20 protein-coding genes and 1 tRNA gene are annotated in these 21,519 nt (G+C 72.1%); 11 read left to right on the plus strand and 10 right to left on the minus strand.

Going from position 1 to position 21,519, the window contains the following annotated elements; all coding sequences use genetic code 11:
* Positions 1 to 84 precede the first annotated feature (84 nt).
* From rplA to P5P86_RS18955, 6 genes are all read right to left on the minus strand, one after another.
* Positions 85 to 798, minus strand: coding sequence for a 50S ribosomal protein L1 (rplA, locus tag P5P86_RS18930; RefSeq protein WP_280609002.1), 714 nt, complete (start codon positions 796 to 798; stop codon positions 85 to 87).
* 64 nt (positions 799 to 862) lie between these two features.
* Positions 863 to 1,294 (minus strand): 50S ribosomal protein L11, encoded by a 432-nt coding sequence (gene rplK / locus P5P86_RS18935; protein ID WP_280609003.1) that lies wholly within the window; start codon positions 1,292 to 1,294, stop codon positions 863 to 865.
* Positions 1,295 to 1,421: 127 nt separating this feature from the next.
* Positions 1,422 to 2,345 carry a transcription termination/antitermination protein NusG gene (gene nusG / locus P5P86_RS18940; RefSeq protein WP_280609004.1) on the minus strand — a complete coding sequence of 308 codons (924 nt, stop codon included), beginning with the start codon at positions 2,343 to 2,345 and terminating at the stop codon, positions 1,422 to 1,424.
* Positions 2,346 to 2,406: 61 nt separating this feature from the next.
* Positions 2,407 to 2,646, minus strand: a complete 240-nt coding sequence (gene secE / locus P5P86_RS18945; RefSeq protein ID WP_280609005.1) for a preprotein translocase subunit SecE — start codon at positions 2,644 to 2,646, stop codon at positions 2,407 to 2,409.
* A 35-nt stretch (positions 2,647 to 2,681) separates the two neighbouring features.
* Positions 2,682 to 2,754 (minus strand) — tRNA-Trp (locus P5P86_RS18950).
* 75 nt (positions 2,755 to 2,829) lie between these two features.
* Positions 2,830 to 3,738, minus strand: a complete 909-nt coding sequence (locus P5P86_RS18955) for a LysR family transcriptional regulator (protein WP_280609006.1) — start codon at positions 3,736 to 3,738, stop codon at positions 2,830 to 2,832.
* An 84-nt stretch (positions 3,739 to 3,822) separates the two neighbouring features.
* Between P5P86_RS18955 and P5P86_RS18960 the strand changes: the two genes are divergently transcribed.
* Positions 3,823 to 5,034, plus strand: a complete 1,212-nt coding sequence (locus tag P5P86_RS18960; protein ID WP_280609007.1) for an MFS transporter — start codon at positions 3,823 to 3,825, stop codon at positions 5,032 to 5,034.
* Here P5P86_RS18960 and P5P86_RS18965 read toward each other — a convergent pair.
* The 3 genes from P5P86_RS18965 to P5P86_RS18975 are packed head-to-tail and all read right to left on the minus strand — an operon-like array spanning position 5,031 to position 7,620.
* The gene (locus tag P5P86_RS18965) at positions 5,031 to 5,534 is read right to left on the minus strand and encodes a flavin reductase family protein (protein ID WP_280609008.1); all 504 of its coding nucleotides are present in this window, start codon (positions 5,532 to 5,534) and stop codon (positions 5,031 to 5,033) included. The two genes, P5P86_RS18960 and P5P86_RS18965, sit on opposite strands and share 4 nt — an antisense overlap.
* Entirely contained in the window at positions 5,534 to 6,886 is a 1,353-nt protein-coding gene (locus P5P86_RS18970) for an FAD-binding oxidoreductase (protein WP_280609009.1), read from the minus strand. The genes P5P86_RS18965 and P5P86_RS18970 overlap by 1 nt, the downstream gene beginning before the upstream one ends.
* Positions 6,883 to 7,620, minus strand: coding sequence for an alpha/beta hydrolase (locus tag P5P86_RS18975; protein ID WP_280609010.1), 738 nt, complete (start codon positions 7,618 to 7,620; stop codon positions 6,883 to 6,885). The genes P5P86_RS18970 and P5P86_RS18975 overlap by 4 nt, the downstream gene beginning before the upstream one ends.
* A 136-nt stretch (positions 7,621 to 7,756) precedes the next feature.
* Here P5P86_RS18975 and P5P86_RS18980 point away from each other — a divergent pair, with 136 nt between their 5' ends.
* The 5 genes from P5P86_RS18980 (at position 7,757) to P5P86_RS19000 (ending at position 12,744) form a co-directional block, all read left to right on the plus strand.
* On the plus strand, positions 7,757 to 8,650 hold the full coding sequence (locus P5P86_RS18980) for a LysR family transcriptional regulator (protein WP_280609011.1): 894 nt from the start codon (positions 7,757 to 7,759) through the stop codon (positions 8,648 to 8,650).
* Position 8,651: 1 nt separating this feature from the next.
* A complete protein-coding gene (locus P5P86_RS18985; RefSeq protein ID WP_280609012.1) occupies positions 8,652 to 9,506 on the plus strand; it encodes a sulfurtransferase in 855 nt (284 codons plus the stop codon).
* Between the two features lie 202 nt (positions 9,507 to 9,708).
* Positions 9,709 to 10,926, plus strand: coding sequence for an LLM class flavin-dependent oxidoreductase (locus P5P86_RS18990; protein ID WP_280609013.1), 1,218 nt, complete (start codon positions 9,709 to 9,711; stop codon positions 10,924 to 10,926).
* On the plus strand, positions 10,923 to 12,119 hold the full coding sequence (locus tag P5P86_RS18995; RefSeq protein ID WP_280609014.1) for an acyl-CoA dehydrogenase family protein: 1,197 nt from the start codon (positions 10,923 to 10,925) through the stop codon (positions 12,117 to 12,119). The genes P5P86_RS18990 and P5P86_RS18995 overlap by 4 nt, the downstream gene beginning before the upstream one ends.
* A gap of 109 nt (positions 12,120 to 12,228) precedes the next feature.
* On the plus strand, positions 12,229 to 12,744 hold the full coding sequence (locus P5P86_RS19000; RefSeq protein ID WP_280609015.1) for a GNAT family N-acetyltransferase: 516 nt from the start codon (positions 12,229 to 12,231) through the stop codon (positions 12,742 to 12,744).
* Here P5P86_RS19000 and P5P86_RS19005 read toward each other — a convergent pair.
* Positions 12,705 to 15,008 carry a molybdopterin-dependent oxidoreductase gene (locus P5P86_RS19005; protein WP_280609016.1) on the minus strand — a complete coding sequence of 768 codons (2,304 nt, stop codon included), beginning with the start codon at positions 15,006 to 15,008 and terminating at the stop codon, positions 12,705 to 12,707. The two genes, P5P86_RS19000 and P5P86_RS19005, sit on opposite strands and share 40 nt — an antisense overlap.
* Positions 15,009 to 15,233: 225 nt before the next feature.
* On the opposite strand from P5P86_RS19005, the gene P5P86_RS19010 reads away from it, so the two are divergent.
* Genes P5P86_RS19010 through P5P86_RS19030 form a run of 5 tightly spaced genes read left to right on the plus strand, consistent with a single transcriptional unit; the run spans position 15,234 to position 21,502 of the window.
* Entirely contained in the window at positions 15,234 to 16,886 is a 1,653-nt protein-coding gene (locus P5P86_RS19010) for an ABC transporter substrate-binding protein (RefSeq protein WP_280609017.1), read from the plus strand.
* Between the two features lie 38 nt (positions 16,887 to 16,924).
* Positions 16,925 to 17,953 carry an ABC transporter permease gene (locus P5P86_RS19015; protein WP_280609018.1) on the plus strand — a complete coding sequence of 343 codons (1,029 nt, stop codon included), beginning with the start codon at positions 16,925 to 16,927 and terminating at the stop codon, positions 17,951 to 17,953.
* A 1-nt stretch (position 17,954) separates the two neighbouring features.
* On the plus strand, positions 17,955 to 18,800 hold the full coding sequence (locus P5P86_RS19020; RefSeq protein ID WP_280609019.1) for an ABC transporter permease: 846 nt from the start codon (positions 17,955 to 17,957) through the stop codon (positions 18,798 to 18,800).
* Between the two features lie 31 nt (positions 18,801 to 18,831).
* Entirely contained in the window at positions 18,832 to 20,499 is a 1,668-nt protein-coding gene (locus tag P5P86_RS19025; protein ID WP_280609020.1) for a dipeptide ABC transporter ATP-binding protein, read from the plus strand.
* Positions 20,492 to 21,502 carry a ketopantoate reductase family protein gene (locus P5P86_RS19030; RefSeq protein ID WP_280609021.1) on the plus strand — a complete coding sequence of 337 codons (1,011 nt, stop codon included), beginning with the start codon at positions 20,492 to 20,494 and terminating at the stop codon, positions 21,500 to 21,502. The genes P5P86_RS19025 and P5P86_RS19030 overlap by 8 nt, the downstream gene beginning before the upstream one ends.
* The last annotated feature ends 17 nt before the right edge of the window (positions 21,503 to 21,519 follow it).

Consider the following 21,519-nt stretch of genomic DNA (forward strand, 5'->3'; position numbering starts at 1 on the left):
AAATCGGGGCCGCCGGGACGCCGAAGGGCGGCCACCCGGCAGGGTGACCGCCCTTCGGCGTCGATCAGCTGGTCAGCGTGAGGCTCAGGCCTCGTCCTCAGCCGCGACGTTCCGGGTGCGGTTGGGGTCGACCTGGACACCGGGGCCCATGGTCGTGGAGACGGTGACCTTCTTGATGTAGCGGCCCTTGGAGCTGGCCGGCTTCAGACGCAGCACCTCGTCGAGGGCGGCGGCGTAGTTCTCAGCGAGCTGGACCTCGTCGAAGGAGGCCTTGCCGATGATGAAGTGGAGGTTGGCGTGACGGTCCACGCGGAACTCGATCTTGCCGCCCTTGATGTCCGAGACGGCCTTCGCGACATCGGGGGTCACGGTGCCGGTCTTCGGGTTCGGCATCAGCGAGCGCGGACCGAGCACGCGGCCGAGGCGACCGACCTTGCCCATCATGTCCGGGGTCGCGACGACGGCGTCGAAGTCGAGCCAGCCGCCGGCGACCTTCTCGATGAGCTCGTCGCCACCGACGAAGTCGGCGCCGGCCTCACGGGCGGCCTCGGCCTTGTCCGCGTTCGCGAACACGAGGACGCGGGCGGTCTTGCCGGTGCCGTGCGGGAGGTTGACGGTGCCGCGCACCATCTGGTCGGCCTTGCGCGGGTCGACGCCGAGTCGCATGACGACGTCGACCGTCTCGTCGAACTTCTTCTTCGAGGAGGTCTTGGCGATCTTGATCGCCGCGAGCGGGGCGAACAGCTCGTTCTTGTCGAACGTGTCCGCGGCCGCGCGGTAGGTCTTGCTGCGCTGCATGATTCTTCCTTCGGTTCTTAAGAGGAGATGTGGTTAGCGAGCCAGCGCGGCTCTCCCACGTTGGTCAGGCCTCGACGGTGACGCCCATGGAGCGGGCGGTGCCCTCCACGATCTTCATGGCGGCGTCGATGTCGTTGGCGTTGAGGTCGGGCAGCTTGGTGCTGGCGATCTCGCGCACCTGGTCCTTGGTCAGCTTGCCGACCTTGTCCTTGTGCGGAACGCTCGAGCCCTTGGCCAGGCCCGCGGCCTTCTTGATCAGCTCAGCCGCCGGCGGGGTCTTGGTGATGAACGTGAAGCTGCGGTCCTCGTAGATCGTGATCTCGACCGGGATCACGTTGCCGCGCATGGACTCGGTCTGGGCGTTGTACGCCTTGCAGAAGTCCATGATGTTGACGCCGTGCGGACCGAGGGCGGTACCCACCGGCGGGGCCGGGGTGGCCTGGCCGGCCTGGAGCTGCACCTTGACCAGCGCGGCGATCTTCTTCTTCGGAGGCATGCTCTATCTCTTTCTCATCCGTGGTCATGACGAGGGCCTCGCGGCCTCTGCCACTGCACCGTCCGGGCCGGGGCGCGGACAGCAGAGGACCAGTGTCGCCGGTGCGGCGAGACTGGTCCAAATCAACTCAGACCTTCTGGATCTGGTTGAAGCTCAGCTCGACCGGGGTCTCGCGGCCGAAGATCTCGACGAGGGCCTTGACGCGCTGCGACTCGGCGTTGATCTCGGTGATCGTGGCGTGCAGCGTGGCGAACGGTCCGTCGACCACCATGACCGAGTCGCCCTCGGAGAAGTCGGCCACCTCGACCGGCTTCTTGACGGCACCGCCGGACGTGCCGGTCGACGCGGTCTGCTGACCGGCCGCTGCCGCCTCGGCCTCGGCGGCTGCGACCACCGCGGGGGCGAGCATGTTCTCGACCTCGGTCATCGACAGCGGGACCGGCTGGTGGCTGTGACCGACGAAGCCGGTCACCGAGGGGGTGTGGCGGACGGCCGCCCAGGACTCGTCGGTGAGGTCCATCCGGACCAGCACGTAGCCCGGCAGGACGGTGCGCTTGACCATCTTGCGCTGGCCGTTCTTGATCTCGGCGACCTCCTCGGTCGGCACGACGATCTCGTGGATGTAGTCCTCCATGTTGAGCGCTACCTTGCGCTGCTCCAGGTTGGACTTCACCCGGTTCTCCATGCCGGAGTAGGTGTGCACGACGAACCAGTCGCCGGGCTTGCTCCACAGCTCGCGACGGAATGCCTCGAGCGGGTCGTTCTCGTCACCGGACTCCGGCTCGCCGGACTCCTCGCCGAGCGGCTGCTCGGCGTCCTCGGCCTCGATCGAGGAACCCACGCTGTCCAGGTCGTCGTCGTCGACGCCCATGGCCTCGTCGGTGTCCTCGTCGGTCACCTCGGTGTCGAGCGCCGCCTCGCGGACGTCGTCGTACGCCGGAGCCGAGGCGGGGTAGCCCGGAAAGCTGTCGTCGGCCTCGTCAGCGGTCGCGTCGAGGGACGGCTCGACCTCGTCGATCGCCGTCTCGTCGGTGTGGTCCTGCTCAGACACGCGCTGCTCCAAAGTTCGGGGGTTCTGCTTCCAGTGTGGCCACGACCTGCGGCCGGCGGGACTAGTCGCGTCCGCCGAAGATCGCGAAGAACAGCCGCCCGAACCCCAGGTCGAGGAGCGAGGTGATCGCCATCATCACGAGGACGAAGACCAGCACCACGACGAAGTACGTCGACAGCTGCTGCTGCGTCGGCCAGACCACCTTGCGGAGCTCGGCCACGACCTGCCGGTAGAAGAGCGCGGGTGACGTGCGCTCGTGCTTGCGCTCGCGCGGAGTGGGGACCGCCTTGGGCTCCGACACGTCCGTGCCACCTCTCATCTCAGCCGACCGTCTTGCAGGGCACGAGGGACTTGAACCCCCAACCTTCGGTTTTGGAGACCGATGCTCTGCCAGTTGAGCTAGTGCCCTCCGCGCGTGTTGCCCACCGCTTCGACCTCCCTGAGGGCATGCCAAAGCAGACTGATCATCACGCGGTGAGGTCAACTATAGGGGGTGGCCGGTTGTCTTGGCCAACCGGTGGCGCGGGAGCGCGAGGATGGCCTCGGCCAGGCGTGCCGAGGCGTCGGACGGCCGCCTGGCCGACGGGCGGGCCAGCTTGACGGTCCATTCCAGCGGCTCGCGCAGCCGGACGGCGGCCATGGAGTCGTCGGCGGCGGAGGCGGGCACGATCGTGACGCCCAGGTCGCGGCAGACCAGCGACCGGGCGAGCCGGAAGTCGGTGACCTCGGTCCGGATGGTGCGGGCGACCCCCGCCCCGGCGAACGCGAGGTCGACGACCGTGCGGTTGCCCCAGCCGGTCGGGTAGTCGATGAACGGCAGCTCGCCGAGCTCGGCGATCGAGACCTCGGTACGGCGCGCGAGCGGGTGGTCGCGATCGCAGGCGAAGACCATCGGCTCGCGGTGGATCTCGTCGAGCCGCAGCCCCGGCAGCGTCTCGGCGTGGGTGGAGACCAGCGCCAGGTCCAGGGTGCCGGAGCGCACCTCCGCCAGGGAGGTCGCCGAACCGGCGATCGTCTGCCGCAGATGGACCGCCACCAGCCGATGGGCTCCCTGGAAGTCGCGCAGCAGGTCGGCGATGTTCCACGGGCCGGTGAAGGCGAGGGTGCCGAGCACCACGGTGCCGGCGACCTCCCCACGGGCAGCGGCGACGTCGTCGCGCGCGGCGGCGATCGCGGCGAGGACGTCGTGGGCCCGCGGAAGCAGCGCCTCGCCCTCGGCGGTCAGGACGACCCGGTGGTAGGCCCGCTCGAAGAGGGTCGCGCCGAGCTGGCGCTCGAGCTGGGAGACCGCCGCCGAGACCGCCGACTGCACCACCCCTGCCCGCTCGGCGCCCCGGGTGAAGCTGCCGGTCTCGGCCACGGCCAGGAAGTACTCCAGCTGATGCGGCTGCACCTCCCCACCCTATCGCCGATGGCGATCGTATCGAGCGAAAGGATTCGTTGGACGCGATGCGGCCGGCGCGCCAGCATGGCTGTCATGAGCACTCCCGCCAGCCGCCACCACGCCCGCGGCTTCTGGCTGATCGCCTTCGTCTTCGCGGCCACCATGGCGTTCGCGGGCGCCCCTGCCCCGCTCTACGTCCTGTACGCGCGGGAGGACGGCTTCAGCTCCTTCACCGTCACCGTCATCTTCGCCGCGTATGCGATCGGGGTGGCGGTGAGCCTCTACCTGGCCGGCCACCTCTCCGACCGGTTCGGCCGGCGCCAGCTCCTGGTGCCGGCGGTGCTGCTCAACGTGGTCGCCGGTGTCATGTTCCTGACCTGGCACCAGCTCGGCTGGCTGCTCGCCGCCCGGTTCATCAGCGGCCTGGGCATCGGCATGCTGACGGCGACCGCCACGGCCCACCTGACCGAGCTGCACCGCATCGCCCGCCCGGACGCGTCCCCGCAGCGGGCGGCCGTCGTCGGCACCGCCGCCAACATCGGCGGCATCGGACTCGGGCCGATCGTGGCCGGGTTCCTGGCGCAGTACGCCGGCCGGCCGCTGTACACGCCGTACGCGGTCTTCGTCTTCCTCATGCTCGCCGGCCTGCTCGCGGTGATGCTGGTCCCCGAGACGGTCACGCCGGGCGTGGACGCGTGGCGCTACCGCCCGCAGCGCATCTCGGTCCCGGCCGAGGCCCGCGCCGGCTTCGTCGCCGCGGCGATGCTCGCGTTCGTCAGCTTCGCGATGTTCGGCTTCTTCACCTCGCTGGCGCCCTCGTTCCTCTCCGGCACGCTGCACCACACCTCGCACGCCCTCGCCGGCACCATCAGCTTCTCGGTGTTCGGCTCGGCGGCGGTGGCGCAGACGCTGACCGGGCGCTGGCCGTCCACCCGGCTCTACCCCGTCGGACTGGCCGTGCTCGCGATCGGGCTCGTCCTGGTCGTCGCCGCCATCCTGGCCTCCTCCCTGGCCCTGCTGGTCGTGGCCGGCGTCGTCGTGGGTGTGGGCGCCGGCACCGCCTTCAAGGCCGCCGTCGCCGCCGTCATCGAGCTGGCGCCGCCGGCCGCGCGCGGGGAGACCCTCGCCGGGCTCTTCCTGGTCGGCTACCTGGGGATGTCGGTGCCGGTGATCCTGCTCGGCGTGCTGCTGCAGTACGTCGCCATCCACCCCTCGATCATCGCCTTCGGCGTGCTGATGCTCGCCCTCCTGACGCTGGCCGCCTCGCTGGTGGCCACGGGCCGGCGCCGACCGGCACTGGCCTAGCGGTCCTCCTCGAAGACGCGGTGCGTGCCGTAGGCGCGCTGGTGGTAGACCAGCGGTTCGCGGGTGTCGTGCGCGGCGGTCTCGACGTCGGCGAGGACCAGGACGTGGTCGCCGGCGCCGACGAGCGAGCTGACCCGGGCACCGACCCATGCGTGCACGCCCGACAGTGCGGGAGCCGCGTCCCGCGGCGCCCAGTCGACGGCGGCGAACCGGTCGATCCCGGGCGTGGCGAAGATCCGCGCGACGTCGCGCTGGTCGCCGGCGAGGATGTTGAGGCCGAGCGGTGCGCCGACGGCCAGTGCGGCCAGCAGCGACGAGCGGTGGTCGAGCGACACGAGCACCATCGGCGGCGCCATCGACAGCGACATGAATGCGCTCACCGTCGTCCCGACCGGCCGGCCGGATGCGTACGTCGTGACCACCGCCACCGGGCTGGCCACGTGCCCCATGGCCAGCCGGAACGCGTCTTGCAGGTCGACGTCGACCACCTCCAGGCTCATCAGAAGCCCTTACCCGGGTTGAGGATCGCCAGCGGGTCCAGGGCCTGCTTCAGCGAGGCGTGCACGTCGAGCACGTCCGGGCCCACCTCCCGCGCCAGCCAGTCCCGCTTGAGCAGGCCGATGCCGTGCTCACCGGTCACGGTACCGCCAAGCTCCAGGGCGAGCGCGAAGATGTCGTCAGCGGCGCGGCCGACCGCCGCGGGCGGCTGGGCCGAGGGTGCGTCGTAGCCGATGATCGGGTGCAGGTTGCCGTCCCCCGCGTGCGCGAAGGAGTAGATGGCGACATCGTGGGCCGCCGCGATCCGGCGTACGCCGGCGAAGGCGTCGGCCAGCCGCGATCGCGGCACGCAGATGTCCTCGATCAGCGCTCGGCCGAACCGCTCGATCGAGGGCAGCGCGCTCCGACGGGCATGGAGCAGGCGCTGGGAGGAGGCGGGGTCGACGGCGCGCTCGGACCAGGTGGCCTCCTTGCCGAGGATGTCGGCGATCGCCGCGATCTCCTCGGCGGCGTCCGGTCCCTCGGCCTGGGCGATGACCAGGGCGTTGCCGCGGGTGGCGTGGTCGGTGCCCTCCGCCCGGTCGACGACCGCCAGCGTGGCTCCGTCCAGCAGCTCCAGGACGCTGGGTCGGCGGCGGGCCGCGGCGAGCGCCACGCAGGCCTGGGCGGCGGCCGCGACGTCGCCGAAGGCGGCTGCGGCGGTGAGGGTCTGCTCGGGCAGCGCTCGCAACCGCAGGCTCGCACCGACCACGACCCCCAGGGTGCCCTCGGAGCCGACGAAGAGGCTGGTGAGGTCGAGGCCGGAGACGCCCTTGACCGTACGGCGGCCGGTGCTGATCAGCCGCCCGTCGGCCAGCACGACGTCGAGGCCGAGCACCGCCTCGCGGGTCACGCCGTACTTCACGCAGCGCATCCCGCCCGCGTTGGTGGCGATGTTGCCCCCGATCGTCGACAGCGCCGCCGAGGCCGGGTCGGGGGCGTAGCGCAGGCCGTGCCTCGCCGCCTCGGCGTCCAGGACGGCGGTGATCACGCCGGGTTCGACCACCGCGAGCTCGTCGACCGGGTCGATCTCGACGATGCGGTCCATCCCCGAGACGTCGAGGACGACGGCACCCTCGTCCGCCAGCGCTCCACCGGCGAGGCCGGTGCCGGCGCCGCGGGGCACCACCGGCACCCGGTGTCGGGAGGCGAGCCGGAGGGTGGCCCGGACGTCGTCGACGTCGCGCGCCCGCACCACCGCCAGCGGCAGGCCCGCCGGCACCGCGCCCGAGCGGTCGACCGCCGCGCGTTCCCGCGCCGCCTGGCCCGTCTCGAGCCGGGAGACCTCGTCGCGCAGCTCCCCGAGGAACGTCATGCCTCGATGCGCTCCACGATGACGGGCAGGTCGCTGCCCAGCTTGAGGCTCTCCAGGAACAGGACGACGGTGGCGGCCACCGAACGGTGCGAGACGTCGTTGAGGACGTCGTGGTGCGCACCGACGACGCGACGCAGCTGCGCGAGCGGCGCATCGGCGAAGGCCTCGAACGCCTCCCCCGGGTCCGTGATCGGGTCGGCCGATCCGTGCAGGACGAGCGTCGGCTGCTCCGGAGCGGGGAGGTAGCGCCCGTCCCACTCCTCCGGCAGCGGCCGGGCGAGGGCGCCGCGCTCGAAGGCGTCGTCCTCGCCGATGACCCGACGGTGGGTCGGGCAGGCGGTGCGGGCACCGAGCTCCTCCTCCCAGCCACCCTCGAAGGTGGACGAGCCCGGCAGCGCCAGACCCGCCAGCACCAGGCCGTCGACGCTGTCGAGCTCGGCAGCGAGGATCGCGGCGAACGTCGCGCCGGTGTCCGAGCCGACCAGGACCCGCGGAGCGGGCAGCGTCTCGTCGGCCAGCACGGACCGTACGGCGTCGCGCGTCCGGTCCAGGTCGTCCAGGTCGGTCTCGAGCACCCGGACCCGGTAGGCGTCGGCGGAGATCCGGCGGCCGAGGCGCTGGTAGGAGCCCGGCGTCTCACCCCGTCCCGTCAGGACCACGAGGGTGCCGCGGGCGGCGATGCCCTCGGGCTCGTCCCAGGCCGCCGGGCTGATGGCAATCACGGAGGTCGTCACCCTGGCAGCCTGAGCGACGCTGCCACCCGGTGTCCAAGCACGTTTCTGGATCACTACTGATCCCGGCTCCTGATCGGTCGTCTCAGCTCCCGGCACGCCCCTGCCCCGGCGGCGCGGAGCGTGCTTCAATGTAAATATGACTAATTCGCTCGACCTGGAACACTTGCGGACGCTGATCGCGATCTCCGAGTGCGGCGGGTTCGGCAAGGCCGCGACAGTGCGTCACATCAGCCAGCCGGCACTGAGTCAGCACGTCCGCCTGCTCGAGCGCGCCCTGAAGCGCAAGCTCTTCGAGCGCGACGGACGCAACATGCGCTTCACCCCCGAGGGGGAGCGCGTGCTCGCCGAGGCCCGGCGGATCATCGCCGCCCACGACGCGGCGCTGCACCGCCTGGAGGCGACCGAGGACCGCACCATCGTGGTCGGTTCCACCGAGCACAGCGCCGAGCAGCTGCTGCCGGAGATGATCCGCGCGCTCGAGGCGGCCTTCCCGGGCGCGACCACCCGCTTCGAGATCGGCCGCTCCACCCGCCTGGCCGACGCGGTCCACCGCGGCGCGGTGGACTTCGCGTTCGTGTTGGACCCGAGCGGTCAGGGCGCCGGCCATCTGGTCGGCACGCTGCCGCTGGTCTGGTACGCGGCGCCGGGCTGGACCCCACCGGCGCCCGGCGAGACCTGGCCCCTGGTCGCCTTCGAGGAGCCGTGCGGCATCCGCGAGCGCGCCCTGTCGACCCTGGCCGCGGAGGGCCACGTCGTCGAGGTCCGCGCCCAGTCGACCACGCTGGAGGGGGTGCTCGCGGGCGTGCGGGCCGGCCTCGGCGTCGCGCTGATCCCGAGCGCCGGCGGGCGCCAGTCGGGGCTCACCGTGCGCGGTGACCTGCCGGACGCCGGCACCACCCACCTGCGGATGGTGGCGCGCCGCGGCCTGGACGACGAGGTCGAGCGCGCGGCGCTCGACGCCGGCGTTACCTTCTACTCCCAGCGTCCCCACCTCCAGCTGGTGGCCACCTCGATCGTGCAGGGAGCCTGACGTGCCCGACACCACCGACACCGTCCTCGTCACCGCCGCCGAGCTGAGCGCGGCGCTCGACTCGGCCACCCCGCCCGTCGTCCTGGACGTGCGCTGGAAGCTCGGCGGCCCGCCCGGACACGGCGAGTACCTGACCGGGCACGTCCCCGGAGCGGTGTACGTCGACCTCGACGACGAGCTCGCCTCGCACGGCGAGCCCACCGACGGGCGCCACCCGCTGCCCGATCCCGCAGCACTCCAGGCGTCGGCGCGCCGATGGGGCCTGAACGACGGCACGCCGGTGGTCGTCTACGACGGGGACGGCAACCTCGCGGCCGCGCGCGCCTGGTGGCTGCTGCGCTGGGCCGGCGTGCCCGACGTACGGATCCTCGACGGAGCCCTCCCCGCCTGGCGCGAGGCCGGGCTGCCGCTGGCCACCGACGACGTCGCACCCGAGCCCGGCTCGATCGAGCTGCACCCGGGGGCGCTGCCCACCCTGTCCGTCGACGAGGTCGATTCGTTCGAGGGCGTCCTGCTCGACGCCCGCGCACCCGAGCGGTTCCGCGGCGAGACCGAGCCGGTCGACCCCAAGGCCGGTCACATCCCGGGCGCGCGCAACGTCCCGACCGGTGGCAACCTGGCGCCCGACGGCCGCTTCCTGCCCGCGGCGCAGCTGCGCGAGCGGTTCGCCGCGGCCGGCGCCGACGGAGATCGGCCGGTGGCCGTCTACTGCGGATCGGGCGTGACCGCCTCGCACCAGATCGCCGCCCTGGCCCTGGCCGGCATCGACGCCACCCTCTATCCCGGGTCGTGGTCCCAGTGGAGCAACCTCGACCTGCCCGTGGCGACCGGTCCCGAGCGCCACGCCGACACATAACACCGGCCTATCGGATCCGTTCCCGGTTTGCTCTTGGACCGCGAGCGGTGGCCGCGCCTAGCGTGGGCGCGAGGCGCGGCCGTCCGACGAGCACCCGGCGGACGGCCGTTGCCTCGAATATGAGTAAGTCAGTCTTCAAACAAGAGTCGTGCCGGGCAGCAAGAGCCTCCGCTCCGACAGCCCGACGCCGTCAGGAGCCCCTATGACCGCCGCGCCCACCTTCGACGCCACCATTCCGGAGTCCGCCTCGCCGCGGGTCGAGTTCATCAGCCTCTCGCACCTCAACCCGAGCACCGAGCTCGAGCCGATCCCCACCCGCGGGATCGACCTCGCCTACTTCCGCAAGTACGTGAAGGCGCTCGAGGACGGCGGCTACGACTACACGCTCCTGCCCTACGGCGCGAACACCGCCGACTCCTTCGTGGTCGCCTCCGCCGTCGGCCAGCTCACCGAGCGGATCAAGCCGATCGTGGCGCTGCGACCCAACACCACCTTCCCGCTGGTCGCCGCCCAGAAGCTCGCCACCCTCGACCAGCTCACCGAGGGCCGCGCGGTCGTCCACCTCATCTCCGGCGGCAGCGACGCCGAGCAGGCCCGGCAGGGCGACTACCTGCCGAAGGATCGCCGCTACGCGCGCACCTCGGAGTACATCGACCTGCTGCGCCGGGCCTGGACCGAGCCGGCCCCGTTCAGCCACGAGGGCGAGTTCTACCGGTTCGACGACTTCGGCCCGGGCTTCGCGCCGTACGACGCCCCCATTCCGATCTCGATCGGCGGCCAGTCCGACGAGGCGTTCGCCGTCGGCGGGGCGAAGGCCGACGTGTTCAGCTTCTGGGGCGAGCCGCTCGACGACCTGCGCAGCGAGATCGACCGGGTCCACGCGATCGCCCGTGCCGCCGGCCGCACGACGCTGCCGCGGATCTGGGTGACCTTCCGCCCGATCATCGCCAAGACCGACGAACTGGCCTGGCAGAAGGCGCACGAGTACGTCGCCAAGATCGCCGCCACCTACGAGAAGGCCGCCTACGGCAAGCAGCGCTTCCAGCAGGGCTCCCCGCAGAACGTCGGCTCGCAGCGCGCGCTGGCGTTCGCCGCGAAGTCCGAGCTCTACGACCGGGCACTGTGGACCAAGACCGCTGCCGCCACCAACGCCGGCGGCGCCTCCACCGCGCTGGTCGGCTCCCCGGAGACGGTCGCGGCGGCGATCCTCGACTACGTCGACCGCGGCGCCGACCTGGTCAGCATCCGTGGCTACGACACCTACGCCGACGCTGTCGACTACGGCAACACCGTGCTCCCGCTGGTCCGCCAGGAGCTGGCCCACCGGGAGGCCACCGGCCAGCGCGGCACTCTGCAGGCCGAGCACCCCGGCAACTACGCACCGGAGTACGCCGGGTTCGCGACGGCGGGTCAGGCATGACGCAGGTCGTCGAGGTCGCGACGTACGCCTTGCCGCAGCCGGACCTGTCGACCGAGGCGCTGGCAGCCGTCACCGCCGAGATCGCCGCGGGCGCGGCCGAGAACGACCGCACCGGCGCCGTGCCGACAGCCGGGCTGGCAGCCGCCCACCGCGCGGGCCTGCTGACCGCCACCGTCGCCGAGCAGTACGGCGGCCCCGGTCTCGGGCCGCGCGAGGTCGCCCGGATCCTGACCGCGTTGGGCGAGGGCGATCCGTCGGTCGCACTGATCGCCTCCAACACGCTGATGGCGCACGCCGGCCAGGCGTTGCACCCGCACTGGCCGGTGGCGTACTACGACGACCTGCTGCGTCGCTCGCTCGACGGCCCGGCGAACGTGAACGCCATCAGGGCCGAGCCCGAGTTGGGCGCTCCGGCCCGCGGCGGGATCCCGAAGACCACCCTGACCCGCACCGCCGACGGCTGGACGCTGACCGGGCACAAGGCCTACGCGACCGGCGGCACGGCGCTCGCCTACCACGTCGTCTGGGCGACGGCCGTGGAGCCGGGCGGTGATCCGGACCGGCCGCGGATCGGTCACGTGATCGTCCCCGCGGACCTGCCCGGCATCACCTGGGTGGAGACCTGGGACCACCTCGGCCTGCGCGCCTCGAACACCCACGACGTCATCTACGACGGCGTCACCCTGCCCGCCGATGCCTTCGTGGAGATCCCGCGCGGGGCCGACGGGATCTACCGCGATCCGGCCGCGATGGCGTCCGGGCCGGGCAGCTTCGGCCACGCCGCGTTCTACATCGGCGTCGCCCGGGCGGCGCGGAGCGCGTTCGCCGACTACGCCCGCAACCGGGTGCCCGCCGCTCTCGGCCGGCCGATCGCCGAGACCGAGCGGATCCAGTCGGTCGCCGGTGAGATCGACCTGCAGATCGCCCAGGCCGAGACGCTGCTGCACGGCGCCGTACTGCGGCTGGAGGCGGGCGACGCCGAGATCGGCGCGCAGCTCTCCCTGATCAAGTCGGCCATCGCCCGGTCGGTGATCAGCGCCGTGCAGACCGCCGTCGCCGCCCTCGGCAACCCCGGCCTGTCGCGCCACAACGCGCTCGAGCGGCACCTGCGCGACGTGCTGTGCATCCGGGTGCACCCGCCGCAGGAGGACACCGCCCTGCTGGCCGCCGGGCGTCGGGTGCTCGGCGTCTGACCGACGTACCTGACCTTCGTCACCGGCCACCGGCGTGGCGGCGTGAGGAAGGTCAGGTACGCCGAGCACGGCACCCCGGACCGAGGCCCGAGCACCGGAGACTGCCTGGATGAGCACTCCACCCACCGTGCGCCCGGCGCGCATCGAGGACATCGACCAACTGGCCGAGGTCCACGTCCGCTGCTGGCAGGAGGCCTACCGCGGCCTGGTCCCCGACTCCGTGCTCGACGACCCGGCGCTGCCGGCCCGGCGCCGTCGGCTGTGGACGGCCGCACTCACCGACGAGCGCTACCGCGCCAACACGGTGGCCGTGGCCGAACGCGAGAGCCGCGTCGTCGGGATCGCCATGTCGGGTCCGCCGCTGGACGCGGAGGCGGCCTGGACGCGGGATTTGTACGTGCTCTACCTCCGCGCGGCCGAGCACGGGTCGGGCGCCGGCGCCGCCCTCCTGGGGGCCGTCCTCGATCCCGACGACACGGCGGCGTTGTGGGTGGCCGACCCGAACCCTCGTGCGGCAGGCCTTCTACCGCAAGCACGGCTTCGTGGCCGACGGGACCGTCAAGGTCGAGGACGGGCTGCGGGAGATCAGGATGCTCCGCGGCGCGTGAGCGGCGGCGGATCGTAGGCCCGGACGACCGGCACCGGACCGTCGTAGCGGCGCACCCGGACGAGCACGTGGGCTCCGCTGCAGCCCTGGGTGAGGGTCGTGGTGCCGACATCGCGGGTCAGGACGTTGACGTTGCCGTTGACGCAGTCGGCGATCTCCGGTGCGGAGGGGTCGTACCAGGCGCCGGTGTGCATCTGCGCGACGCCCGGCAGCAGCGCATCGGTGACGACGACGCCGGCCAGCAGACTCCCCTGCGGGGTCCAGACCAGCGCCAGGTCGCCCTCGGCGAGGCCGCGGGACCGCGCGTCGTCGGGGTGCAGCCGGATCGGCTCGCGACCGGCCACCTTGGTCGAGCGGCTGGCCGAGCCCATGTCGAGCTGGCTGTGCAGGCGGTGCGAGGGCTGGTTGCACAGCAGGTGCAGCTCGTCGCCGGCCGCCGCACCCCACCACATCGCCGGCGCCCGCCACTCGGCATGGCCCGCCACGTCGGCGAGGCCGAAGCCGTCGATGGTCGCAGAGAACAGCTCGATCAGGCCGCTCGGCGTGGCCAGCGGATGGGCCTCGGGGTCGGCGCGGAAGGCGGTGAAGACCGGGTCGTCGTACGGCGCCGCAGGCAGCGCCACCCCGCCGTCGCGCCAGAACTCCTCGAACGGCGGGGCCGGCGGCGATGCCGGAGCCGCGCGCCACTCCTCGTAGATCCGCTCCAACCAGCCGCGGGTGTCCAGTCCTTCGGCGACGTCGACCCCCAGCCGCTCACCCAGCCTGCTGTAGATCCACAGCTCCTCGCGCGCCTCCCCCGGCGGGGGCACCGCCCGCGGCGAGGCTCGCAGCCGGGTGTCGCCGGCACCGGCCGCCAGGTCGTCGCGCTCGAGCGAGCTCGCCACCGGCAGCACGATGTCGGCGTGCTTGGCGGTGGCCGTCCAGTGCGTCTCGTGCACCACCAGGGTCTCGAGCCGGGCGAAGGCACGGCTGAGCCGACGCAGGTCCTGGTGGTGGTGGAACGGGTTGCCGCCGGCCCAGTAGGCGAGCCGGATCTCGGGCAGCTCCAGCAGGCCTCCGTCGTACGGGATCGGCCGGTCCGGGTGCAGCAGCAGGTCGCTGATCCGGGCGCAGGGGATGTGATCCGCGACCGGGTTCGTCCCCTGCGGGAAGGTGGGCAGCCGGGCACCGGCCACCCCCACGCCGTAGTCCCCCATCGAGCCGAAGCCGTGCACGAAGCCACCGCCGGGAAGCCCGATCTGCCCCAGGAAGGCGGCCAGCGTGAGCCCGGCGAAGACCGCCTGCTCGCCGCGCTCGCCGCGCTGCAGCGAGTAGACGACGTTGACCAGCGTGCGGCCTGCCGCCATCTCCCGGGCCAGCGAGCGGATCCGGGAGGCCGGCGTGCGCGACAGCGACTCGGCCCACTCCGGCGTCTTGGCCACCCCGTCGCTCTCCCCGAGGACGTAGCGGCGGACGGCCTCGGCCCCGACGGTGCAGCGCTCGAGGAACGCGTCGTCGGCGAGCCCCTCGACCACCAGCACGTGGATCAGCGCGAGCATCACGGCGGTGTCGGTGCCGGGCATGACGCCCACCCACTCGGCGCCCAGGCCGTCGAACGCATCGTCACGCTGCGCCGAGAGCGACACCACCCGGGTGCTCGCTCCGGCCCGGCGCGCCAGGCCCGAGCCGACATGGCGGGCATGCCCGCCAGGCACGACCCAGGTGTTCGAGCGCCGTACGCCGCCGAAGGTGACGAGCAGGTCGGTGTGCTCGGCGACGTGGTGCCAGGAGACCGGGCGCATCCGCAGCTGCATCGTCGCCTCGGCACCGATCAGGTGGGGCAGCAACACCATGCTGGCTCCCCGGCTGTAGTCGTTGACCGACCGGGTGTAGCCGCCGATCCGGTTCAGGAACCGGTGCAGCTGGCTCTGGGCGTGGTGCAGCCGGCCGGCGCTGGCCCAGCCGTAGGAGCCCCCGAAGATCGCGTGGTTGCCGTGCTCGCCGCGCACCCGGCCCAGCTCGGCGGCGAGCAGGTCGAGCGCCACCTCCCAGTCGACCTCGACGTACTCCTCGTCCGGTGCTCCTCGCCGGTCGTCCGGGCCGGGGCCGCGCTCGAGCCACCCGCGCCGGAGGCTGGGGCGCAGCACCCGGGCCGAGGAGCGCTGCCCGTCGACGTTCGCGATCGCCGGCGCGGCGTCCGGGTCGTCCGCGTGCGGCCGCGCCCCCAGCACCTCGCTCCCGTCCTCCGAGACCTCGACCAGGTAGCTCCCCCAGTGCGCGCTGGTCTCGCTGAGGTGTCCCATGGCCGCCGATGCTAGGCGCGGGACGGGCCCGGCGCGGGTGGCCGGTCGATCAGAGTCTCGAATGGGATCCCATCCTCGTCCTGTCTTGGACCGGGGCGCCGGCCCGCACCTATCGTCGTGGCCGATCCATGACGCGCTCCGGGTGCCGTCATCGCTGGAAATAGCAGTAAATAGGTTGATAAACAGCACTTGAGCATGAAGAGCTCGTCACGAGGAGACACCCCCATGACCATCATCCGCGCGGCGCGCCGCGTCCGACCGTTCCGAGGCACCCTGGTGGCCGCCGTCGGGCTCATCACGGCCGCCGCTCTCGCCGGCTGCGGCTCCGGCTCCTCGGCCGCCGGCGCCTCGGGTGGGTCGGGCGGCAGCGTGACGTTCCTGCTCGACTCGCTGGGCAGCACCTGGGTGCCGAACAGCGCCTCGTTCTCCAGCTTCCAGGGCAACGTCTTCAGCCAGATCTACGACAAGCTGGTCTACGTCGACGACACCGGCAAGGTCTCCCCCTGGATCGCGCAGAGCTGGGAGAACAACAAGGACTACACCGAGTTCACCCTCCACCTGAAGCCGGGCGTCACCTTCTCCGACGGCGAGAAGCTCGACGCCGCGGCGGTGGTGGCCAACCTCGACTACTGGGCCAAGGGCCAGCCCGACAAGGGCATCGCTCCGATCGGCCTGTTCCCGAAGAGCTACAGCGGTGCCACCGCCGTCGACGACAGCACCGTCAAGGTCACCTTCAAGACCCCGACACTCGGGTTCATCCCCGTGCTCGGGTACGCCGGCAGCGCGCTCTACGCTCCGAAGGCGATCCAGGGCAGCGCCCAGGACCAGGCCGACCTGGCCAAGGACATCGGCTCGGGGCCCTACACGGTGAAGTCGTGGAAGGCCGACGACGACGTGGTGCTGGAGAAGCGCAAGGACTACAGCTGGGGTCCGGCGGCGATCGGCAACACCGGCGCCGCCCACATCGCCCAGATCACCTACAAGGTCAACGCCGACCCGGCGGTGCGCACCGCTGCCGTCCAGTCGGGCCAGGCGCAGGTCGCCTACAACCCGACGCCGCAGCAGATCAGCGACCTGAAGGCACAGGGCTTCACCGTCTACACCCCTGTCTACCTCGGCTTCTCCTACGGCTGGGCACTCAACACCAAGACGCCGCTGTTCAGCGACGAGAAGGTGCGCCAGGCCGTGCAGCACGGCATCGACCGCGAGGAGATCATCAAGACCGTCTACACGCCGGACTGGAAGGCGGCGCGGTCGTTCTTCAACGACACCGTGCCCGGCGTGGCCGACGAGAGTGCCGAGTTCGCCTACGACCCGACCCAGGCCGGACAGCTCCTCCAGCAGGACGGCTGGACCAAGGGCTCGGACGGCGTGCTGACGAAGGGCGGCCAGAAGCTCGAGCTCACCCTCTACGCCAACCCCTACCTGCCGACCTCGAAGCAGGTCGACCAGCTGATCGCCACCCAGCTCGGCAAGCTCGGCTTCAAGGTGAACGTGCAGGCGTACGACGTGATCACCTACGGCGACAAGGTCAAGCAGAACGCCGCCAACGTCGCGGCGTACGAGACGACCCGCTCCATCGGTGACGCCTCGACCGCCGCGAACGTCTTCACCGACGCCAACCAGGGCGAGAACTGGTTCAACCTCGGCGAGAGCGACAAGACCATCGACCGGCTGCGCGACAGCATCGCCAGCGCGACGGACCCGGCCCAGCGCGACAAGGACCTCGCGGCGCTGCAGCAGCACGTGCTGCAGCAGGCCTACTACATCCCGATCACCCAGATCGTGCAGCGCCCGCTGCTCACCTCGCCGAAGCTCAAGGACGTCGTGGAGGACAGCACGGCCTTCCCGAAGTTCGCGGCCGCCACCATCGGCTGACCCGGCGCCGGAGAGGACGAACCCGTGAAGGCGAACCCATGAAGAGCTCCTACCTCACGTTCGCGCTGCGGCGCATCGCGCAGGCGATCCTGGTGATCCTGCTGGCGTACGTCGCCACGTTCCTGGTGATCAGCGTCCTGCCCGGCGACCCGGTCACCTCCATGCTGAACAACCCGGAGAACGGCTTCTCGCCCGACCAGGTCCACCAGATCGTCGCCTACTACCGGCTCGACCAGCCGATCCCAGTGCAGCTGTGGCACGCGCTCAGCCGCTTCGTCACCGGTGACCTCGGGCTCTCCCTGCGCACCAACCTGCCGGTGTCCCACATGATCACCGGGGTCGCCGGATCGACGTTCGCGCTGGCGGGCGAGGCGCTGGGGGTGGCGATCGTGCTGGCGTTCGCGATCGGCTACGGCACCTACGCGCTGCCGCGCTGGGCGGGCCGCGATGTGCTGCGGGCCTTCCCCTCGCTGTTCCTCTCCGTGCCCAACTACGTGATCGGGCTGATCTTCCTGGTGGTCTTCTCCTTCCACCTCGGCCTGTTCTCGGTGATCGACGCCGAGGGGCCGACCGCGACCTTCTTCGCCGCCCTCACCCTCGGCATCCCGGTCTCGGCGCAGCTCGCCGAGGTGGTGATCGCGAACCTCGACCACGAGGCGAGCCTGGAGTACGCCTCGGTGGCGCGGTCGCGGGGTCTGACGCAGCTCTCCCTGTTCGTCCGGCACCTGCTCAAGCCGTCGTCGCTGCCGGTGGTCACCGTGATCGCCCTCATCGTGGGCGAGCTCCTGGGTGGCGCGGTGCTCACCGAGCAGATCTTCGGCCGCAACGGCCTGGGCAGCCTCGTCCAGCAGTCGGTGACCACGCAGGACACGCCGGTGCTGCAGGCGGTGGTCTCGCTCTCGGCGGCGATCTTCGTGGTGGTCAACCTGGCCGCCGACCTGGTCTACCCGCTGCTCGACCCCCGGGTCCGCGGCACCCGGACCAGCACCGGACCCAGCCTGCCGGCCCCCGGCCGCACGCCGGGTCCGTTCACCCCTTCGGCCCTCGGCTCCGAGGAGGCGGCCTGACATGACGGTCTCCGTGATCGCCCCGAACGGCGGCGTACGGCGTAGCGCACGGGCGCTGCGCACCGTCCCCCCGACCGTCGCCCTGTCCTTCGTCGTGCTGGCCGTGGTGCTCGCCTGGTCGCTGGCACCCGGCCTCTTCGCCCACCAGGACCCGGCGAACGGCGTGGCCGGGCAGAAGCTCCAGGGCCCCAGCGCCCACCACCTGCTCGGGACGGACGACCTCGGCCGCGACCTGTTCTCCCGGGTCGTGCACGGCACCGCCTCGTCGGTGACCAGCGCGCTGATCGCCGTGGCGATCGGCGTGGTGGTCGGCAGCCTGATCGGGCTGCTCGCCGGCTTCTTCGAGGGCTGGACCGACGTCGTGCTCGGCCGCGTGGTCGACGTCCTGCTCGCGATCCCGGGCTTCCTGTTCGCCGTGGTCATCGTCGAGGCGCTCGGCTTCAAGACGGTCAACGCGGCCATCGCGACCGGCGTCACCGCCATCGCCGTCTTCGCCCGGGTGATGCGCTCGGAGGTGATCAAGGTGCGCCGCACCACCTTCATCGAGGCGTCCTACCTGCAGGGCGGGTCGCGCTGGCAGATCCTGCTCACCCACATCCTGCCGAACGCCTCGCGCTCGATCGTGCCGCTCGCGGTGCTGCAGTTCGGGCTGGCGATCCTGGTCATCGCGGGACTCGCCTTCCTCGGCTACGGCGATCCGCCGCCCGCCTCGGACTGGGGCCGGCTGGTGGCCGACGGCGAGAAGTTCCCGTTCGCACCCTGGCTGATCTACGCACCGGCCGCCGTGATCGTCGCGACGGTGCTCTCGCTCAATCGGATCAGCCGCTGGCTGCGGAAGACGACGTGAGCCCGGATCGACGAGAGCAGGAGCACCTGTCATGACCCATCTCCTCCCGGCCCCGGCGCATGCCCCGGACGGCCACCCCGACCGGCCCGCGGACGGGCCGCTGCTCAGCGTGCGCGGCCTCGACGTCTCCTACGGCGGCACCCAGGTCGTCTCGAACGTCGACTTCTCGCTCGACCGCGGTTCCAGCCTGGCCCTCATCGGCGAGTCCGGCTCGGGCAAGTCCACCATCGCCCGGGCGATCCTGCGGCTGCTGCCGCGTGATCTCGGCCGGGCCCGCGGCCAGGTCTCCTTCGACGGCCAGGAGGTGCTCGGCCTCAGCGAGCGCCGGTTCCGCCGGCTGCGCGGCCGCAGCCTGGGGTTCGTCCCGCAGGACCCCGGCAACTCGCTCAACCCGGTGCGCACCATCGGCGCCCAGGCGCACGAGGCGGCCGCCCTGCTGGGTCGCCGCAGCCGGGCCGAGCGCACCGAGCTGATCCTCGACACCCTCGCCCAGGTGGGGCTGGACAACCCGCGCCGGGTCTACGAGTCCTACCCGCACCAGCTCTCCGGCGGCATGCTCCAGCGCGTCCTGATCGGCCTGACGGTGCTGCCCGAGCCGGCGCTGATCGTGGCCGACGAGCCGACCTCGGCGCTCGACGTCACCATCCAGAAGCGGATCCTCGACCTGCTCAGCAGGCTGCAGGAGGAGCGGGGCATCAGCCTGCTGCTGATCACCCACGATCTGGCGGTGGCCGCGGAGCGCGCCGAGTCGCTGGTCGTGCTCAAGGACGGCACCGTGCAGGAGGCCGGCCGCACCCGGCAGGTCTTCTCCTCGCCGGCCTCGGAGTACGCGCGCCGGCTGCACGGCGACGTCCCGGCGCTCAACCCGCACCGCTACAGCGCCCTGCGCGATGCCCCGCGGCCGCTGGCCGACGAGGTTCCTCCGCGGATCCGGTTCGAGGGCGTGACGAAGGGCTTCGACGTCGAGGGACAGCGCCTCGTCGCCGTCGACGACGTCTCCTTCACCGTCGCCGCCGGTACGACGCACGCGCTGGTCGGCGAGTCCGGCTCCGGCAAGACCACCACTGTTCGCCTGCTGCTCGGGCTCGACCAGCCCGACGGCGGTCGGATCACCGTCGACGGTGCGCCCGTGAGCGGGCAGTCGCACGCGGACCTGCGCGACGTACGACGGCACCTGCAGCTGGTCTACCAGAACCCGTTCACCTCGCTGGATCCCACCTGGAGGATCGAGCGGATCGTGCGCGAGCCGCTGGACCGCTACGGAGTGGGCGAGCGTGCCGAGCGCAGCGAACGGGTCCGCGAGGCGCTCGCGTACGTCGGTCTGGACGAGCGCGTGCTCGGCCGCCGGCCCTCCGCGCTCTCCGGCGGCCAGCGCCAGCGGGTGGCGATCGCCCGCTCCCTGGTGCTGCGGCCCGACGTGATCGTGCTCGACGAGCCGACCTCGGCGCTCGACGTCAGCGTCCAGGCCGACATCGTCGGCGTGCTGCTCCAGCTCCAGGCCGAGCTGGGCCTGACCTACGTCTTCGTCTCCCACGACCTGGCGCTGGTGCGTCAGTTCGCGCACACCGTCTCGGTCATGCATCGCGGCCGGATCGTCGACCACGGGACGGTGAGCCGGATCTTCGAGCGACCGGCGACCGACTACACCCGGACGCTGCTGCAGTCGATCCCCTCGGGCGCGGAGGTCAGCCATGGTTGAGCGACGCTACGTCGTCATCGGGGGCGGTGCCGTCGGTGGGGCGCTCGCCGCCCACCTGGTCCCGGCGGGTCACGAGGTGGTGCTGGTCGCCCGCGGCGAGCACGGCAAGCGGATCGCCGCCGACGGGTTGCGTGTCAGGCGGCCGGCCGGCACCGAGACCGTCGACGTACCGGTGGCTGCCGGCCCCGACGACCTCGAGCTGCGCGCCGGTGACGTCCTGCTGCTGACCGTCAAGACCCAGGACGCCGAGACGGCGTTGGCGCAGTGGGCGTGGCAGCCGGTGACGGGCGCGACCGGTGGCGAGGACGGTTCGACGGCCGCGACGGCCGCGACGGCACTGCCGATCCTCACCTTCCAGAACGGCCTGGCCACCGAGGACCTCGCGCTGCGCCGGTTCCGCCGCGTCTACGGCGCGGTCGCGGCGATCGCGGCGGGCTACGTGACGCCCGGCGAGATCGTCTCGCCGTCGGTCGACCCCGCCGGCCTGTTCTGGATCGGGCGGCACCCGGGCGGCTCGGACGAGCTCCAGGAGAGCATCGTCGCCGACCTCCGCGGTGCCGGCTTCGCCGCCTTCTCGGTCACCGACATCGGCGCCCAGAAGGCCGCCAAGCTGCTCGGCAACCTCTCGCAGAACGGGCTGGCCCTGCTCGAGGGCAGTGCCGAGGAGCGCGGACGGGCCGAGCAGGCGCTGCGCGAGGAGGCGGTCGCGGTGTTCGCCGCTGCCGGCGTCGCGCTGCCGCCGGGCGGAGCGCTCGACCGGCACGGCGTCACGCTGCAGGTCGGCGACGTGCCCGGCTACCGCTCGCTCGGCTCCACCTGGCAGAGCTTCGCCCGCGGGACCTCCAGCGAGATCGACTACCTCAACGGCGAGGTGGTGCTGTTGGCGCGGCGGGCCGGGGTGCCGGCGCCGCTCAGCGAGCGGCTGCAGGAGCTGCTGGGCTCGGCGGAGCTGGCCGACCGCCGGACGGTCGCAGCCCTGCTGGCGGCAGCCGACTCGCGATGAGACCGCCTGCGATGAGC

Source organism: Nocardioides sp. BP30 (assembly GCF_029873215.1).
Taxonomy (GTDB): Bacteria; Actinomycetota; Actinomycetes; order Propionibacteriales; family Nocardioidaceae; genus Nocardioides.

Coding starts and splice junctions, on each gene's coding strand:
- rplA (WP_280609002.1), bottom strand. CDS start 798: ATGCAGCGCAGCAAGACCTACCGCGCGGCCGCGGACACGTTCGACAAG.
- rplK (WP_280609003.1), bottom strand. CDS start 1,294: ATGCCTCCGAAGAAGAAGATCGCCGCGCTGGTCAAGGTGCAGCTCCAG.
- P5P86_RS18960 (WP_280609007.1), top strand. CDS start 3,823: ATGAGCACTCCCGCCAGCCGCCACCACGCCCGCGGCTTCTGGCTGATC.
- P5P86_RS18965 (WP_280609008.1), bottom strand. CDS start 5,534: ATGAGCCTGGAGGTGGTCGACGTCGACCTGCAAGACGCGTTCCGGCTG.
- P5P86_RS18970 (WP_280609009.1), bottom strand. CDS start 6,886: ATGACGTTCCTCGGGGAGCTGCGCGACGAGGTCTCCCGGCTCGAGACG.
- P5P86_RS18980 (WP_280609011.1), top strand. CDS start 7,757: ATGACTAATTCGCTCGACCTGGAACACTTGCGGACGCTGATCGCGATC.
- P5P86_RS18990 (WP_280609013.1), top strand. CDS start 9,709: ATGACCGCCGCGCCCACCTTCGACGCCACCATTCCGGAGTCCGCCTCG.
- P5P86_RS18995 (WP_280609014.1), top strand. CDS start 10,923: ATGACGCAGGTCGTCGAGGTCGCGACGTACGCCTTGCCGCAGCCGGAC.
- P5P86_RS19000 (WP_280609015.1), top strand. CDS start 12,229: ATGAGCACTCCACCCACCGTGCGCCCGGCGCGCATCGAGGACATCGAC.
- P5P86_RS19005 (WP_280609016.1), bottom strand. CDS start 15,008: ATGGGACACCTCAGCGAGACCAGCGCGCACTGGGGGAGCTACCTGGTC.
- P5P86_RS19010 (WP_280609017.1), top strand. CDS start 15,234: ATGACCATCATCCGCGCGGCGCGCCGCGTCCGACCGTTCCGAGGCACC.
- P5P86_RS19015 (WP_280609018.1), top strand. CDS start 16,925: ATGAAGAGCTCCTACCTCACGTTCGCGCTGCGGCGCATCGCGCAGGCG.
- P5P86_RS19020 (WP_280609019.1), top strand. CDS start 17,955: ATGACGGTCTCCGTGATCGCCCCGAACGGCGGCGTACGGCGTAGCGCA.
- P5P86_RS19025 (WP_280609020.1), top strand. CDS start 18,832: ATGACCCATCTCCTCCCGGCCCCGGCGCATGCCCCGGACGGCCACCCC.
- P5P86_RS19030 (WP_280609021.1), top strand. CDS start 20,492: ATGGTTGAGCGACGCTACGTCGTCATCGGGGGCGGTGCCGTCGGTGGG.